This window comes from Rhodococcus sp. 320_ES (assembly GCF_059691855.1).
In genome coordinates this window covers 844,500-860,735 of sequence record NZ_JCAWAG010000002.1, presented here as the reverse complement: position 1 = coordinate 860,735, position 16,236 = coordinate 844,500, and the positions used below count along the sequence as shown (strand labels likewise).

The following is a 16,236-nucleotide window of genomic DNA, read 5'->3' as shown; positions in this document are numbered from 1 at the left end:
AGATGACCGACAGGAAGCTGACCGTTTCGGTGGTCACCATCTCCTTCCGCGACCTCGCCGGACTGCGAAAGACCGTCGACTCCGTCCGAGCTCAGGTCGGCTCGTCGATCGTCGAACACATTGTCGTGGACGGTGATTCGGGTTTCGATGTGGTCGAGTATCTGAAATCGCTGGACCCGCAACCGTTCCGATGGGTGTCCGAACCGGACAACGGACGCTACGACGCCATGAACAAGGGATTGGCGATGGCGACCGGAGATGTGTTGTGGCTCATGCATTCCGGCGACACCTTCTCCGATCCGGGTGCCATCGACGCAGCCGTGAACAGCCTGTCCGACCCACGTGAGCAGTGGGGCTACGGAAAGGTGCGCCGCATCGGGGAGTCGGGTGAGGACCTCGGTGAATGGGGATTCTCGCCGTTCGACCTGACCGCGTTCGCGTCCGGACGCGGGGCGATTCCGCATCAGGCGTCGTATTTCGGGGCGGACATCTCTCGCGAACTCGGTTCGTACGACGAGACTTTCGGCCTCGCGGCGGACCAGCTGTACATCTTCAACGCTGCTCTCCACTCGGCGCCGGTGGTGCTCGAGCGTGTGGTGTGCGACTTCGACACCTCGGGTGCCGGCACTGTGCGCCCCATCAAGGAGAACTTCGCCGACCTGCGGCGCGCGTGGGACAGGGTCGGTTACTATCCGACCGGAAACCGTCGTCGGGACAGGGCCAGATCGCGGGTCCTCGAGTATCTGACGCGGACCCTGGTCGCCGTGCGGCCGTTGGTCTCGCGTCTGCGCGGAGCGGACAATGCCCGATAGACGTGACGTGTCGACGACCCACGGCCGGGTCGACGATCAGGGGTTTCAGAACCAGCGACCCCGGGACGATCGGTTTCAGAACGAGCGGCCCCGGGACCAGGGACACGACGGCCCCGTCCGTCGAGTCCCGCCGCCTCCGCGCCAGTTCCCCGGCCCGGGTGGGCAGGGTCGCCACCAGCGAATCAACTGGAGCAACTCCGATTTCGTCACCGAACCGATCTCCGTCGTGCGTGACTTCGCCGTCACCGAGGTCATCCCGGTCGTCGACTTCGTCCCGCAAGCGGTGGCCGATCAAACTGCGGCCGTCGCCGGCATCGCGCACGACGGTGACGGCGACGGTGACAACGGGCTGACCAAGCAGGAGAAGGGCGCCGTCGTCTGGGGCACCGTCTTCCGCATCATCGGCACGCCCGTCGTCGCTCTGCTCGGCCTGCTGAACACGGCCATCATCGTCAAGCAGACCGGTTCCGGTGTGTTCGGCGTCGTCTCCTTGATCTCGACGATGAGTCTGCTGTTCCCGTTCGCGGACCTGGGCGTGGGTTCGGTGGTCACCAACGCCGCCTCCGCCGCGGGGAGGCTGCGCGACAACAAGGTTGCGATCGCCACCATTCAGCGCGCCGTGCGCGTGCTGACCCAGGTCAGTCTCGGCCTCATCGTCCTGTTCCTGCTCGCCTTCGTGTTCGACGGCTGGGGAACCATCATCGGTGTCACCACCGGCCCCGAGGATCGATACGTGGTCACGGCCGCGGCATGCATCTTCGCGCTCACCGTCCCCACCGGTCTGGGCGTTCGTATCCTCATCGGCGTCGACAAGAATCAGCTGGCCGTGCTGATCATGATGAGCAATTCGGCGTTCGGTTTGCTGAGCACGTTCGCGCTGTTGCTGTTCGGCGCAGAAGGTATCTGGTACGCGCTCCCCGGTGTCATCGGTTCTCTGCTGGGCAACATCGTCGGAACCGTTGTCGCGCTTCGTGTCACCGGGATCGCGGATCTCGTGTTCCGCAAGCCCGAAGTCGGCCACACCAAATTGCTGTCCGGATCGGTGTGGATGCTGGTGGCCAGCATCGGTCTCCCGCTCGGTCTGCAATCACACCGGATCATCCTCTCGCACCTGTCCTCACCCGAGGAACTCTCGCGGTACGCCTTGATGGCGCAGATCTACGCCTTGGGCTGGTCGGTCTTCTCCACGGCGGGTATGGCCTTCTGGCCGGTGTTCGTCAAGCGTCGAGACGACCCCGCCGGCACCATCAAGCTGTGGCGGCAGATCATCCTCGCCTTCTCCGGTGTGGCGGTGGTGGCGGCCATCGGGGTGACGGCACTCGGGCCGTGGGCGGCGTCCATCCTGAGCAGCGGCGAAGTCGAGACGTCCAGGATGCTCGCGTTCGCGTTCGCCATCCTGCTCGTCGTCCAGTGCGTGCACCTGCCGTCGGGCGTCCTTCTCACCGCGCCCGACGAAATGCGTTGGCAGGCCTACTGCATCGTCGTCATGGGCGTGTCCAGTGTCGGCCTCGGGATCTACGCGGCGCCCGAATACGGCGCCGTGGGCGTGGTTCTGGCGGCTGCGGCCGCCGTGTTGGTCGCACAGATCGTTCCCGACTTCGTCCGCGTGCCGGCCATGATCAAACGTCGGGTACCCGAGTCGGTCGACGCTCCGCCGTCGAGGCCGGCCGAACCGGCACCCAAGCGGGTCAGCGCGCCTGCGCCACGGACCGTGCAAAGCGCGCGAATCCCGCAACCCCGGCCGCCTCGCTGAACTCGGCACTGCCCATCTCCGCCGCGCGCGCGGTCAGAGCGGTCTGCTCGGCGGCGTCCTGAGCCAATCCGACTGCAGCGCCCAGTAGTTCGGCACCGTTACCCGGCGCACACAGAAGCGCGGCGTCGTACTTCTCGAGCACCGAAGACGTGATTCCGCCCGGCTCCGTAGCGGCAATGATGGGCCGCCTGGCCGTCACGTAGGACGTGACCTTGCTGGGCAACGACATCTCGTGAACGCCGGCCCGCTCGTTGAGCAGCAGTGCGTCCGCGGCGGCGAGCACCGTCGGGTAATCGTCTTCGTCCACCGGGTCGACGAAGCGCAGATTCGCGATCGAGTGTCCCTCGTCGACGAGGGCCTGCTTCTGATTGCCGTCGCCGACGAGAACGAAATCGATTGGAACGCCGGATGATTCCGCCAGGCGTGCCGCCTCGACCACGGATTCGAGACCCTGCTTCATGCCCATGTTGCCGGTGTGGACCACGGTGAAGCGATCGCGCTCGGGCCATCCCAGCTTCACTCGGGCGTCGTGTGCGGACAGGTCGGCGGTGCCGACGTGCGAAAAGATCGGCAGATCGACGATCTTGGACGTATCGACTCCGCCTGCGCTCACCAGAACGTCTCGGAACCGCGGGGTGATGATGCCGATCAGATCGGCCGATCTCGCCAGGCGGTACTCGGCGGAGCTGACTGCCGTCGCCGCCCGGCCCCCGGTGGTACCCGATTGCTGCGCCGCATTGCCGCTCAGATCGTGCACGACCACACCGAGAGGGCGCGAGCGCCGACCGGTCACCGCGGCCAGCAGCGCGCCCAGGAGCGGCGTCACCGCAATGACGATGTCGCTACGCGACGCCAGTACGTGCGGTGCGGCCAGGGCCGCGAAGCTCGATTCCATCCGGGCGCGACCGGCCAGGTTCGCGGTGGCGGGCACCGCGTGCCGAACCCGCGTCACCCGGACGGCGCCGTGCTGCTCGCGCCACCGGATACCGCGTACGTACTTCGGGTCCTGGACCGACCACTGCGGGTAGTGCGGAATCCCCACTACTGCATGAACATCCGCGCCTGCGTCCGACAGGGCGTTGATCAGCGCGGTGTTGTAGGGAGCGCTGCCGGTGGTCTCGGGCTGGTAGTGACAGGCGACGACACAGACGGTCAATCCCGTCAGGTCGGTCTGCTGCACGGTCAGTAAGCGCCCTTCGAGGTCAACACGGCGGCCACCGTGCGCCAGATGATGACGAGATCCTGCACGGCAGACCAGTTGTCGACATAGTAGTGGTCCAGACGGATGCGCTCCTCCTCGGAGGCGTCCGATCGTCCGGACACCTGCCACAGGCCGGTGAGTCCGGGCTTGACCAGCGAACGCCGCTCGATGAAGTTGAGGATCTGTGCTCCCTCACCGGGCAGCAGCGGGCGAGGGCCCACGAGGCTCATGTTGCCCTGAAGGACGTTGATGAGCTGGGGGAGTTCGTCGATGCTGGTTCGACGCAGGAAGCGGCCGATGCGGGTGATGCGTGAGTCGTTGGCGGACTTGTAGAAGACCGAGCTGGACTGGCCCGCCTGTTCGCGCGCTGCCGTTGCCGAGTTGGCCGGCCCGGTGATCATGGTGCGCAGTTTCCAGATCCGGAACAGACGGCCACCGCGTCCCACACGCACCTGACGGAAGAACACCGGTCCACCGTCCTCGAGCTTGATGGCGACGGCGGCCGCCAACAGGATCGGGGACAGCAGGATCAGAGCGAATGCCGCGCTGACCTTGTCGAACACGGTCTTGCCCATACTTGCGGCGCCGTCGCGGTTCGGCCGGTCGACCTGCAGGAGCGGAAGGTTGTCGATCGGGCAGATCTTGAGACGAGGTCCGGCGACGTCGGCGAAGCCGGGGGCGACGACCAGATCGACGGCGTGTGTGTCGAGGGTCCAGGCGAGGTCGCGCATCCGCTCGTATCCGAGGTGCTCGACGGCGGCGACCGCGACAGTGGTGACCGACGGCATGTCCATGACGGCGTCGATCGCCGTCTCGTCACCGATCACCGGGATGACGCGTGCTCCGGCGCGGATGGCGTCGACGTCACCGGTATGAGACGGGATGCAGGCTCCGACGACCCGGTATCCGGCGTCGGCGGCACGATCGAAGCTCGTGCTGATGGACCGCACGGAGTCGATGCTGCCGATCACCACGACGTCGTTGGTGTACATGCCGTGTGCCCGGGCGATCGCGAGACGACCGCGCCAGAACCGACGCCCGATCAGCAGGCCGAGAAGGCCGACCGGCAGGGCGATGGCGAGGTAGCTACGCGCGAATCCGGCCTGCAGCAGCAGCCCGAGGACCGCGATACCACCGAACAGCCAGAAGGTCGCGGTGACCACGCGGCGGTACTCGTCGGCTCCGTGTCCGACCAGCCCCGGATCACGTGAGCCGGCCACGCTGAGCAGGACGATCCAGAAGAGCGCCACGATGATCGAGAAGGTGAGGTTGGACGCGATGGCCCCGCCCACCTGCACGTTGGAATCCAGAGTGCCGAAGCGTGCGAACTGCGCGAACAGAGCCGCGAAGACGACGACGACGATGTCCGTCGCCAGCAACTTGCTGCGGTACGCGCGCTTCCAGTCGTCGCGCTGAGCGATGCGCTTGCGCGGAGGTGTGGTGCGCGGCGTGACGTGGATGTCCACGCCCTTGGACGGCTTGGAACCCTCGAAAGAGCGCGTGGCAAGTGCCAGCGCAGACCGAACAGGCGTGGTCGGGGCAGATCTCGCGAAAATCATGTACTACTCCGTGTTCACATAACTCGCTGTGGTGTGACTCGATTACCAGTCTCCCCGACTAGTTCGAACCTACGACCCGCTTCGTTACACGAAACCGGGAACGCGTTCGGTTCACACCGTATTTGATGCTCGCGTGGTCGGCAAACGACTAGCGGTCAATTCGACCGTTTATGCTGAAGTTGTGACCATTTCGAGACGTCTCGCTATCGCCGGCCTGGCGCTCGCCACGGTCGCTGCGGCGTTGACGGCGCCCGGTCAGCTGGGAGAATCGGCCATCGTTCCTGCTCGAGGTGCTGAAACGGTCTCAACCGGATGCGGCGACGGGTCGCTCGGAGTCACCGCTGTGACGGTCGGTGATTCACGCGAGTCGTTGGATCGTCAGAGTGGTGACATTTCGGCAATCGGATTTTCTTCGGTGCGCATTCCCATCGAATGGCCGCGCATCGAGACCTCACCCGGCGTCTTCGACTGGTCGTGGATCGACGCGCAGATCGACACCTTCATCGCCAAGGGCGTCCGCGTGCTCGGCGTCGTCACCTGGGCCCCTACTTTCGCCGTTCCCGTCGAGAATCAGCTCGTACGCAATCCCGCCCCGGCGGACCCGGCTGCATTCGCGCAGTTCGCGGCCGAAGCAGCCCAGCACTTCTCCGGACGAATCTCGACCTGGGAGGTGTGGAACGAGCCCAACGTCGGAGCGGCGTTCGGGCCCAAGGTGAACGTGGACCTCTACTCGCAGATGCTCATCCAGTCGTACCGGCGCATCAAAGCCGTCGACCCGTCGCTCACCGTGCTCACAGGCGGCACGTCACCGACGGCCGACAACGCGACCGACCTGAGCCCGGCGAGCTTCGTACGCGAGCTCTACCGCCTCGGCGCGGGAGGGTCGTTCGACGGCATCGCCATGCACCCCTACAGCTTCATTCCGCTCAGTACCGCCGCCGAGGTCGGCGAATCGGCGTCGGACATCGCCCTCGTGCGCGATCAGATGGTGGCCGCGGGCGACGAGGACAAGGACATCTGGTTCACCGAATTCGGAGTGCCGACCGGCGGACCGACGAACCTTTCCGAGGTTCAGCAGGCGCAGTACCTGGTCGACGGCATTGCTTACCTGCGCTCGCTCCCGTACTGCGCCGGCCTGTTCCTGTTCGACTTCCGTGACGTGGCGACGGGCAGCGCGACCCAGGACTACAACTTCGGGTTGGTCCGAACGGACTACACGCCCAAGGCTTCGCTGGCTGCCGTCGAATCGATCATGTAGCGGTCCTCACGCACAGTTCGACGGCGCACGCTTGTCGGTGAGCCGGTCGAGGATCCACTTGTACATCTCGTCGCCGCCGTTGGCGTCCGAATGTCCCTGGTCTGCGTTGACGCGGTGCAAAATCTGGTCTCCGAAGCTGCACGCACGCTGAACGGCGGATGCGACCCAGTCCTGAAGCACCAGATCGTCCTTACCGCCGTTGATGACCAGCAGCGGCCCGGCCGCCTGGCGCTTGGGCAGTGTGAACTCGCCCAGCCAGGTCTTCAACTGATCGGTCGCTTCCTGCGACACCGGGACGACCTGGGTGCCGTCGAGGGCCGCGTTGGCGCTCGATTTGGCCTCCGCCTGCGCCGGATCGCATCCGCCGAGAACCGAGAGTTGACTCAGCGCGACGCCGGAGAGGTAGTCGCTCAGCACGAGTTCCGGATGAATGGCCTTCAAGCCGGCGATCACCAGCGGCATGATCTGGACCTGAGCAGGGGTCAGAGTGCCGTCCTTGGCTTCCTGCGCCAATCCGGTGATCTCGGCCGGTGGCGAGACCGCGACAGCGCCGATGAAATCGAGTCCGGACCCGTAGTCGCCGGCGTACTCGCTCGCGGCCCACGCAGCCGACCCACCCTGCGAGCCACCGAGGGCCAACCAGCGGTTGGACACGGTGGGGAAGGTGTTCTTCAACGCCCGGACCGCGTCGATCATGTTGAACGCGGCCGCGCGCGGTTCGAGGTAGGGATGTGCCCGCCCCGGCTGACCCAGGCCTTCGTAGTCGGTCATCGCCACGGCGGTTCCCGACTCCACGATCGCCGCGATGGTCTCCGCGCTGCCCAGTAGGTTCTGGTAGAGCGACGCTCCGCAGCTGACCTCCGTGCCGGTGGTCGGGTGTCCGTAGGATAGCATCGGCCACCCACCGTCGGGCGGCGTGCCCTTCGGAAGGAACACGGTGCCGGACACCTCGGTCGTCGCACCGTCCTCCGGAGACACCGAGTTGTAGACGACCCGCTCGGCCGATCCGATCCGGGCCGCAACTTCCGGCGCCAGGTCGAGCGGTGACGACGAGACCACGGTGCCTCGCGCAGCCAGTGCCGCGTCGGAGATCGTGGGGAGCGGCTCGGGGGTGGGCGCTGCAGGGGCCTGGGGCTCGGACGAGCACGCCGATACCGTCACGAAGAGCGCGCACGCAGCCAGCAGAGGGACGAGCCGTCGAGTCATGAACTCGAGATTAGCTGCTGTCTTGTTCGGCCCCACTCCGGTACCGGGCGAATTACCCGTTTTCGAAACCGAGCGCGACAGTGCTGACCGAAGTTCGAGTCTGTGTAATGCTCGTGGTCGGACGGTGGGAGACGCGGGGGAGCGTCCAAGGCCCACCCTTTCACTCGGTGAAAGCACGATCGGCGGGGAATTCATGGTGGCGAGCTTTCGCGAATGGCTGAATCAGCCTTTCGATTACGAGTGGGCCGTTCGGTATCTGCACGACCGGCGATCGCTGACCCGCTATCGCTACATCGTGGCCCTCTGGGCGCTCGCGGACGGGATCGCCGCACTGACCGCGCTGCCCGGCGCCGTGGCCCCGGCCGGATCGTTCGTGCGCAATGCCGTCGTGGGCGCGATCGCGGTTGCGTGTTGCGGAATCGCCGCGGCGTGGGTTCGAGGACCGTGGCCCAGTCAGCGAGTGTCCACAGTTTTCGTGCTGTTCGCCGACGTCGGCGTCGCCGCGGTGATGCTGTCGGTCCCGGTTGCGTACGAGTCCATGCCGGGCCTGGCGTTGTATGCGGTGACCGGCGTGTACGTGACCGCGTTCCACGGCCCGCGCCTCATCACGGCTCACATCGGCATTGCCACCACCGCCGCGGCCACGATGTTCCTCGTGGTGGTGGTGCAGGGCGAAGCCGACGTCTTCACCGCCACGTCGCGGCTGTTCTGCGTCTACCCGGTCGTGTTGGCGGTTCCGCTGCTGCTGCGCGGACTGCTGGCGAACCTTCATCACGACGCGATCGGGTCGTATCGGGATCCGCTGACCGGGTTGCGCAATCGTCGCGGCCTGCACGCCGCGGCCGTCGATCTGATGGATGTGCCTGCCGACGACGCCCATCTGTCGGTTCTCGTCCTCGACATCGACGATTTCAAGTCGATCAACGACACCTACGGCCATGCGCGCGGCGACGCGGTGCTGCGACTCATGGCCGACCGCATCGCCCTCATCTGTGGCGAAGCGGCGGTCGTGGCGCGCACCGGTGGTGAAGAGTTCGCCATCGTCATCCGTGCGGACGAAGTTGAGGCGGGCGCTCTCGCCGACACGTTGCTCGGCGTGGTGTCGCGCCCGGACGACGAGACTCCGATCACGGTGAGTCTGGGCATCGCCTATTCCCCGGACGTACGCCGCGCGGATATTCGCGCCATCACCGATCTCGTGGAGAAAGCCGACTCGGCTATGTACACGGCCAAGTCACGTGGCGGCAATTCGCGATTCATTGCGCGTTGAGTGCTCGTTTCGGGGCGCAATCTTCGTTTCGTCGTTTTGTCGATCGGCAAAAACCCGGCCCTGCACCCATTTTGGTAAACAATTCGAATTGCAATTCGACAGCCCGAAGGCGTCCCGATTTCCACTGCGCATCAATACCTGGACGGCGTGGCTTTCCGGTTGAGGTGCCGTATCTCCCACTGCCCGATAGGGTAAGTCCACTGTTGGTTGTCCGCTTTGATCGTGTGTGCCGTCGGGGGCCCGTATCTCGAGGAGTTGTTGGTGGAGATTTCGGATTATGTGAGGGTGTTGCGCGCTCGGTGGATCGTCATTCTGGTGACCGTCGTCGTCGCCGCGGTCGCATCGCTCGTGTTCTCGCTCGTCTCGACGCCGGTGTACGAGGCGTCGACGCGCCTCTACGTGTCCACGTCGGGCTCGTCGTCCTCGTCGGTTCAGGAGGAATACCAGGGCGGACTTGCCTCTCAGCAGAAGGTGGCGTCGTACACCCAGCTGCTGACCGGTGAGTCGATCGCCCGCCGAACCATCGAGTCCCTCGGACTCTCGATGTCGGCTTCGGCCCTCGCGTCCAAGGTCAAGGCGACGTCGTCACCCGACACCGTGCTCATCGACGTCTCCGTCGACGACACCAATCCCGGTACGGCACGCGACCTCGCGAACGGCATCGGCGACACGTTCGTCGACTTCGTCTCCGAGCTCGAGACCCCGCCCGGCGGCGGTGCGGCGCTGGCCAAGGTCACCGTCGTGGAACCGGCGCAGACTCCGTCCACGCCGATCTCGCCCAAGACCAAGCGCAACCTCGCTCTCGGCGTGGCGGTCGGCCTTCTGCTCGGTATCGCGCTCGCCGTTCTGCGCGACCGTCTCGACAACACGGTCAAGGACCGCAAGGGGCTCGAAGACCTCTCGGGCTCCCCAGTGGTGGGCGTGGTGCCCTACGACAAGACGCTCAAGGAGGAGTCGACCATCTCCTTCGCCGACTCGTCGTCGGGATCGGCCGAGGCGTTTCGCGAACTGCGCACCAATCTCCAGTTCCTGGAAGTGGATTCGCCTCCGCGCGTCCTCGTCGTCACGTCGGGAATTCCCGGCGAGGGCAAGACGACGACGGCAATCAACCTCGCGCTCGTGCTCGCCGAGGCGGGTCACCGAGTGGCGCTGGTCGAAGGTGACCTTCGCCGTCCCCGCGTGAGCAAGTACCTCGGCCTCGTCGGTTCGGTCGGACTCAGCACCGTGCTGTCCGGTCAGGCATCGGTGTCGGAAGTGCTGCAGCCCACCGCCTTTGCGGGTGTCGACGTCCTCGCTTCCGGCCCGCTCCCGCCGAACCCGTCGGAGCTCCTCGGTTCCGAATCGGCACGCACCGTCATCGGTCAACTGCGTGACACGTTCGATTACGTCGTCATCGACGCGCCGCCGGTGCTGCCCGTCACCGACGCCGCGGTCATGACCGCGTTCGCCGACGGCGCCATCGTGGTGGTGCGGCACGGACACACCAAGCGCGACGAACTGACCCGTGCCATCGGCAATCTCACGCAGGTCGGCGCGCCGATCCTCGGAATGATTCTCACGATGGCACCCACACGGGGCAAGCGGGACTACGACTACCGGTACTACTACGAGACGGACAAGTCCGTACCCAAGCAGGCGTCGCTCACGCCCGCGGTTCCCGTGCCGGCGGCGTCGAGCGCGGCGCCTCAGGCATCGTCCAATGGCTCGCACGCCAAATCGGGGATCACGAAACGCTGACGACAGGTTGCTGTTAACCTCCGGTACCACATAAATCGGAGGTCATATGGGCACGGTTCGGCACAGCGGTATCGCAGAGGCTCCGGTGGACGTGGTGTTCGACTACGTCGACGACCCGAACACGGTTCCCGACTGGATGTTCGGCGTCAGCCGGTTCGAACCGATCGGCAGCGTCGGCCGCGGTGTCGGGTCCCGCTACGCGGCGTCGATGCGCGTGGGTCCCAAGACGTTGCATTCCACCGTCGTCTGCAGCGAATGGGAAAAGAACCGGCTCATCGTCCTCGAATCGGAGGACGGTCTCACCAACGCATCACGGTGGGAATTCGTCGATCTCGGAGACGGGACGACCGAGCTGAGCGTGGTCTTCGACTACACCCTGCCCGGCGGTATCGCGGGAAAGATGCTGGGCGCGGTGGTCACGCCGTTCGTCGCCGAAGCGGTGAAGCACTCGGAGGCCTCGCTGCGCAGGAACCTGTCCGGCGCTTAACTGCTCGTCCCCGAGGCCTGGTCGCCGTCGAATCGCATCTCGATGGTGGTGCCACCGTCGGACGTGATCGTGACGTGATCGGCGAGTGCGTGAATGAGCGGAAGTCCCCGTCCCCGGGTCCGTCCACCGTCGGTGGTGTTCCACACTCCCTGGTCCCAGACGCGAACCTCGACGACCCCCGAGTCGAGGCGGCGCGTGACCCGAATTCCGATCGTCGCGTCGGCCGCCACATGAATGTCACCGTCGCCGTAAGCATGTTCGACACTGTTCGCGAGAGCTTCGTACGCGGCCAAGGTGATGTCGTGGCTTTTCCGATCGGGCACCCCTGCGCCACGCAGCCACGACAGCAGGTCGCGGCGCACCGGGGTGAGGTGCGCGGCATCAGCGCAGATGTCGAGAACGACGAACGCGTCGATCTCGACCGGAGCGCCCTCGTTTTCCACGCCCCGCACGGTGTCTACGAGAGGTCGTCGGCGGGCGTTGCCGCAGCGAGGGCGGCGTCGAGCGTGGTGTAGATCGTGAACGTTCTGCCCAGACCCACAAGTTCGAGGGGGCGCGCGGTGTTGGGGCCGGCAGCCACGACTCCGAAGTGGGCGGCGCTGCCCATGCGAGTGCTCGCATCGATGAGCACGGACATGCCCGACGAGGCCAGGAACGCCACCTCCGACAGATCGATGACGACGCGCGTCGGGTTCTCGGTCATGACTGCGTCGAGCGACTCACCCAACTGGGGTGCGGTGAGCAGGTCCACTTCACCGGAGACCGACATCAGCACGGTGTCGCCATGGTGGCTGATCGTGACTTCGAATGCGTCGGCGTCGGATGGGACGGTGTCTGCGGCCATGGTGAGGGCATCTCCTGTTCGGGTCGCCCACAGTGTAATGGGGCGGATGGGGGCCAAAACCAACCGTCTGAGCTGTCAGGCGAGGCAAAACATGTGTGATCAGACCAATCTTTCTGTTTTTCAGGTCCGAATGTCACAAAGCACGGCGTGTAGTCAAGCGCGCCGGCGGACGCGAGGAGTGCGCATGTACCGAACGATCGGGCAACGCCAGACCGAGTCCGCCAGAAATTACGTGGACTACTCGGTGCCGACTCCGGCTCTCGACACCATCGTGTCGCTGGCCGCGTCAACCTTGGGTTTTTCCATGGCGATGGTGAACATTCTCGACGGCACGACCATGTACACCCTTGCAGAGGTGGGTTTGCCCGACGACTACAGCTCGGTGAGCCCGAGCGGCTTGTCGCACTGCCGGTTCGTGGTCCAGAGTGCTGACGTCATCGGCATCGAGGACAGTGCGTCGCACCCCAAGGACGGGCACAGCCTCGAAGCTGCCACTGCGCGGCGTATGGCCGACATCGGCGTCGCGTCCTTCCTGGGCGTGGCCCTGTTCGGGCGCGAAGGCGTGCCGATCGGCTCGCTGTGCGTTCTGGACTACGAACCTCACCCACTCGGTGAGTACGCCGTCGAGACGTTGCGCAGATTCGCGATCGTCGTCGAGAACCAGCTCGAGGTGATGCGTGGGCACGGTCGCCGGGTCGGACACGCTCCGGTGAGCCGGATCGCCGCTGCTCTGGACAACCGCGAGATCGTTCCGTGGTTCCAACCGATCGTCGATCTCGGGTCCGGTGAAATTGTCGCCCTGGAAACGCTGGCGAGATGGGAGTGCACCACCGGAGACGTGTACGGCCCCAACGCTTTCATGCCGGCCATCACGGACTCGGACCTCATCGTCGACGTCGATCACAGCGTGTTGCAGCAAGCCCTCGAACACCTATCCGAGTGGCAGCGGAGGGTGCCCGGTCTGCAGCTGAACTCGAACCTGTCCGCTCGCCATCTCGGTCGTCGAGATCGGCTCGAGCAGCTGGCCTCGATCGTCGGCGCATCGGGCACGTCGCCCGACTGCGTGGTGTTCGAGCTGACCGAAACTCAGGCGCACACCGACATGGACCACATCGGCGATTTCGTGGAGGCGTTGCGCGGCAATGGTTTCTCCATCATGTTGGACGACATCGGGATCGGTTGGTCGTCACTGGAACGGCTGCTGAACCTGCCCGTCGACGGTTTCAAGATCGACACGGCAATCGCGGCGAAGTTGGGTACCCGCACCGGCGACTCCATGATTCGTGCACTCGCGGGTTTGGCGGCCGACACCGAACAGAAACTCATCATCGAGGGGTGCGAGACGCCGATCCAGTCCGAGAAGGCTCTCGAGCTCGGCTGCACACACGCGCAGGGGTATCTGTGGTCGCGGCCCGTTCCGGCCGAGCAGGTGCCGGACATGCTCGACTTGCACGCGATGGGGTTTCCTGGAGCGTGACAGATCGCCCGCTTGAACCGTTCGATACCGGGTAGTCTCAAGCGACCGAGCGGGGACTGAAAAATGCGAAACGCGTACACGATAGAGCTCAACGAACTCAACAACGACCTGTGCACCCTCGCCGCCACCGCCCGCGAGGCAATGGTCGACGCGTCGGCGTCTCTGCTCGAGCGCGACATTCATCGGGCAGAGGCATGCATCGCCCGCAGCGGGTCGCTGGCCGAGCTGGGAACGAAGTGCGAGGACCGGGCCGTTCTCCTCCTCGCGCGCCAGGCTCCCGTGGGAACCGACCTACGGCAGGTCTTCTCCACGATGCGCATCAGCGCCGACCTGGCCCGTATGGGTGGTTTGGCAGTGCACATCGCCGAGGCCGTACGACGCCGCTTTCCCGACGAGATCGTCCCGGACTACCTGGAACCGAAGTTCGAGGAGATGGGCAATCTGTGCCTCGAGATGGCCGACCGGGTGCGACGCGCTGTCGGCGAGATCGCGGTCGAGCCCGTTGCCGATCTGGACGACCTCGACGCCCGGGTCGACCGACTGCACGACGCTGTCATCGAGTCCATCACCGACGAAAGCCGCGGGAACGACGTCCAGAAGGCTGTGGACGTCGCCCTGCTGTGCCGGTTCTACCAGCGCTACGCCGCGCAGGCCGTCGACATCGGTCGGCGGGTCGTCTTCCTGGTCAGCGGCTCGCGCCCGGACATCTCGACGCGAGCCAGCTGACCCTCGTCAGCACTGCGGGACGTTCACCGTCACGGTGGGTGTGTCGACCAGCGGCTGAACCGGCACGACGGCTTCTCCCGGCACGGCCGGCTCCTCGACCTCCCACGTCACCGTCTGCGTTTCACCCGGCGGAATGGTCAGGTAGATCGCGTTGACGGGATGACCGAGTTCGGTTCCGCTCTGCACGGTGAACCCGAGCTGCCCGTCGACGGTGACCTTGCCGATCTTGGCGCCCTCCGCCGCATAGAGGTAGACGATCGACTCGTTGGTGCCGTACGGGGTGTCGGCCCGAAAGGTGCTGGCGACGTACGGCGGTAACCCGTTCGGATCCACCGCATTGGTGAGCTTCGCCGTCACGGTGCTCTTGCGGGTGGGCCCTGTGCAGGCCTCGGCCGAATAGTCGATGCTGCGCTTCAGGTAGTAGTCGAGCTTGTTGCCACCGGCGTTGTTGACCACCACGTCGGCGAACGGACCCGGCTCGGCAGGCAACACATGACCGACCTTGGTTCCGCTCAGAATGCCCTGCTCGGTGGGGTCTGCACTCCACACCGACAGCCGGCCCTCGCTGGCGGCCTTACCCACCGCTTCGGCGAGCTTCTGCGGGTTCGACGACGCTGACGTGGTCATCTTGGTGACCACTGCCTCGGCGATGCTCTGCAGGTAGGCCTTTCGTGCCGTGTTGTCGTCGGCGAACCGCGTGTAGGACGTCGAGAGAGTGATCTCCACGACATTGTCCGCGGTGATCGACTCTCCGCCGGGCAGCGTGACGGGCCCGGTGGCGCCGAGTATGTAGCTCAATGCGATCGGGTCGGTTCCGATGGTGCCGCTGAGCTGTTCTCCGGTCTGCTGGCGCCAGAGATCGGACCAGATCTGCCCGGCGTAGGGAAAGTTGGGGCTCGCGTTGGAGTTACGGAAATCCGTCGTCGTGTTTCGGGCGCCCCAGAGAGCGGCGTATTCCGGTCCCAGATCGACCGGCGCTCGTCCGTAGTCGAGATCACTGTTCGGACCGAGGTCGCGGACCGAGACCGCGCCGTTGTTCGCGTCGACGATTCCGAAAGCGCCGAGCAATCCACCCGTTCCACGAGCTTCGGCATTTGTTTGAAAGGCCAGAAAATAGCTTCTGTTGCCGTTCTCGCCCATCATCGAAGGAAGGAGCTTGCTCGCGAGATAAGTATTGGTGAGAAGCCCGGACAATTCGTGAGTTTGGTTCTGCAGCTTGGTTCTGGCGTCGTTCACCGTCGACAGGTACGACGATTCGCCGATGCCCTGCGCGGTCCGGTCCAGATCGGTTGCCGCCGTCGATGTTTGCTCGAGAACGGGCTGGGCGTCGCGCAGTGGCTGCAGATTCACCCGACCGGAACCGTCGACGAGGCCTCGTGGGGACACGCCCGACCCGGCCTCGGCGGCCGGAACCAGTACGTCCGTGGCCAATCCACTCACCACGTCGGTGATCTGCGAGACGGTGTCGAACGGACTGCCCAGGAAGGGAATAGCCGACGCAATGGCGAACGGAATGGAGTCCGTGTTGCTCTTGGCATCGTCGGCATTGCTCTTGGCGTCGGCCGCGGCCTGCTGCGCCGCCGGAATATCGCCGCTCAGGAGAGAATTCTTTGCGCCCTCGGCGGCATCGCGGGTCGCGGTCAGGCTTTTCTGGGCCGCATAGGCGTTGTAGCCCAACCACGCCACAAATGCGATCACCAGGATCAGCAGTACGCCGATTCCGATCAGCACGGGCTTTTTCCTGCTGCGTTTCCCGGTGGTGCTCTGGGTCATCGTCGGACACTCCCCCTCGATATTCGCCTTCTGACGCGATCATTTCGCAAACCGTGCTTCGACGTCGAGTGGAGACCGACGGCGTGGACCATTAGCGTAAGTGCAAAGAGATAGAAAACTCGTGCTGGAGTGG

14 protein-coding genes are annotated in these 16,236 nt (G+C 65.2%); 8 read left to right on the top strand and 6 right to left on the bottom strand.

Features of this window, described 5'->3' with window-relative positions; genetic code table 11:
- The first annotated feature begins 2 nt into the window (after positions 1-2).
- On the top strand, positions 3-812 hold the full coding sequence (locus AC59JP_RS10610; RefSeq protein ID WP_497325698.1) for a glycosyltransferase: 810 nt from the start codon (positions 3-5) through the stop codon (positions 810-812).
- Positions 802-2,565: a lipopolysaccharide biosynthesis protein gene (locus tag AC59JP_RS10605; RefSeq protein WP_497325697.1), complete on the top strand. Its 1,764-nt coding sequence runs from the start codon at positions 802-804 to the stop codon at positions 2,563-2,565. The genes AC59JP_RS10610 and AC59JP_RS10605 overlap by 11 nt, the downstream gene beginning before the upstream one ends.
- On the opposite strand, the gene AC59JP_RS10600 is transcribed toward AC59JP_RS10605, so the two are convergent.
- Together AC59JP_RS10600 and AC59JP_RS10595 are read right to left on the bottom strand one after the other, a co-directional pair.
- A complete protein-coding gene (locus AC59JP_RS10600; RefSeq protein ID WP_497325696.1) occupies positions 2,501-3,745 on the bottom strand; it encodes a glycosyltransferase family 4 protein in 1,245 nt (414 codons plus the stop codon). The two genes, AC59JP_RS10605 and AC59JP_RS10600, sit on opposite strands and share 65 nt — an antisense overlap.
- A 2-nt stretch (positions 3,746-3,747) precedes the next feature.
- Complete coding sequence (locus AC59JP_RS10595) at positions 3,748-5,325, bottom strand: sugar transferase (RefSeq protein ID WP_497325695.1); 1,578 nt, start codon at positions 5,323-5,325, stop codon at positions 3,748-3,750.
- A 181-nt stretch (positions 5,326-5,506) separates the two neighbouring features.
- On the opposite strand from AC59JP_RS10595, the gene AC59JP_RS10590 reads away from it, so the two are divergent.
- Positions 5,507-6,583 carry a glycosyl hydrolase gene (locus AC59JP_RS10590; protein WP_497325694.1) on the top strand — a complete coding sequence of 359 codons (1,077 nt, stop codon included), beginning with the start codon at positions 5,507-5,509 and terminating at the stop codon, positions 6,581-6,583.
- Between the two features lie 6 nt (positions 6,584-6,589).
- On the opposite strand, the gene AC59JP_RS10585 is transcribed toward AC59JP_RS10590, so the two are convergent.
- On the bottom strand, positions 6,590-7,789 hold the full coding sequence (locus AC59JP_RS10585; RefSeq protein WP_497325693.1) for a lipase family protein: 1,200 nt from the start codon (positions 7,787-7,789) through the stop codon (positions 6,590-6,592).
- A 193-nt stretch (positions 7,790-7,982) separates the two neighbouring features.
- Here AC59JP_RS10585 and AC59JP_RS10580 point away from each other — a divergent pair, with 193 nt between their 5' ends.
- From AC59JP_RS10580 to AC59JP_RS10570, 3 genes are all read left to right on the top strand, one after another.
- Complete coding sequence (locus tag AC59JP_RS10580; protein WP_497325692.1) at positions 7,983-9,059, top strand: sensor domain-containing diguanylate cyclase; 1,077 nt, start codon at positions 7,983-7,985, stop codon at positions 9,057-9,059.
- 261 nt (positions 9,060-9,320) lie between these two features.
- Complete coding sequence (locus tag AC59JP_RS10575; protein WP_497325691.1) at positions 9,321-10,796, top strand: tyrosine-protein kinase domain-containing protein; 1,476 nt, start codon at positions 9,321-9,323, stop codon at positions 10,794-10,796.
- Between the two features lie 46 nt (positions 10,797-10,842).
- Positions 10,843-11,283, top strand: coding sequence for an SRPBCC family protein (locus AC59JP_RS10570; RefSeq protein ID WP_497325690.1), 441 nt, complete (start codon positions 10,843-10,845; stop codon positions 11,281-11,283).
- Here the strand turns inward: AC59JP_RS10570 and AC59JP_RS10565 are convergent.
- Together AC59JP_RS10565 and AC59JP_RS10560 are read right to left on the bottom strand one after the other, a co-directional pair.
- On the bottom strand, positions 11,280-11,726 hold the full coding sequence (locus tag AC59JP_RS10565; RefSeq protein ID WP_497325689.1) for an ATP-binding protein: 447 nt from the start codon (positions 11,724-11,726) through the stop codon (positions 11,280-11,282). The genes AC59JP_RS10570 and AC59JP_RS10565 overlap by 4 nt on opposite strands.
- Before the next feature lie 14 nt (positions 11,727-11,740).
- Positions 11,741-12,127, bottom strand: coding sequence for an STAS domain-containing protein (locus AC59JP_RS10560; RefSeq protein WP_497325688.1), 387 nt, complete (start codon positions 12,125-12,127; stop codon positions 11,741-11,743).
- Between the two features lie 184 nt (positions 12,128-12,311).
- Here AC59JP_RS10560 and AC59JP_RS10555 point away from each other — a divergent pair, with 184 nt between their 5' ends.
- Together AC59JP_RS10555 and AC59JP_RS10550 are read left to right on the top strand one after the other, a co-directional pair.
- On the top strand, positions 12,312-13,604 hold the full coding sequence (locus tag AC59JP_RS10555) for a sensor domain-containing phosphodiesterase (RefSeq protein ID WP_497325687.1): 1,293 nt from the start codon (positions 12,312-12,314) through the stop codon (positions 13,602-13,604).
- 63 nt (positions 13,605-13,667) lie between these two features.
- The gene (locus AC59JP_RS10550) at positions 13,668-14,330 is read left to right on the top strand and encodes a phosphate signaling complex PhoU family protein (RefSeq protein ID WP_497325686.1); all 663 of its coding nucleotides are present in this window, start codon (positions 13,668-13,670) and stop codon (positions 14,328-14,330) included.
- Between the two features lie 6 nt (positions 14,331-14,336).
- Here AC59JP_RS10550 and AC59JP_RS10545 read toward each other — a convergent pair whose 3' ends face one another.
- A complete protein-coding gene (locus tag AC59JP_RS10545) occupies positions 14,337-16,103 on the bottom strand; it encodes a DUF4012 domain-containing protein (protein ID WP_497325685.1) in 1,767 nt (588 codons plus the stop codon).
- Between the last annotated feature and the right edge of the window lie 133 nt (positions 16,104-16,236).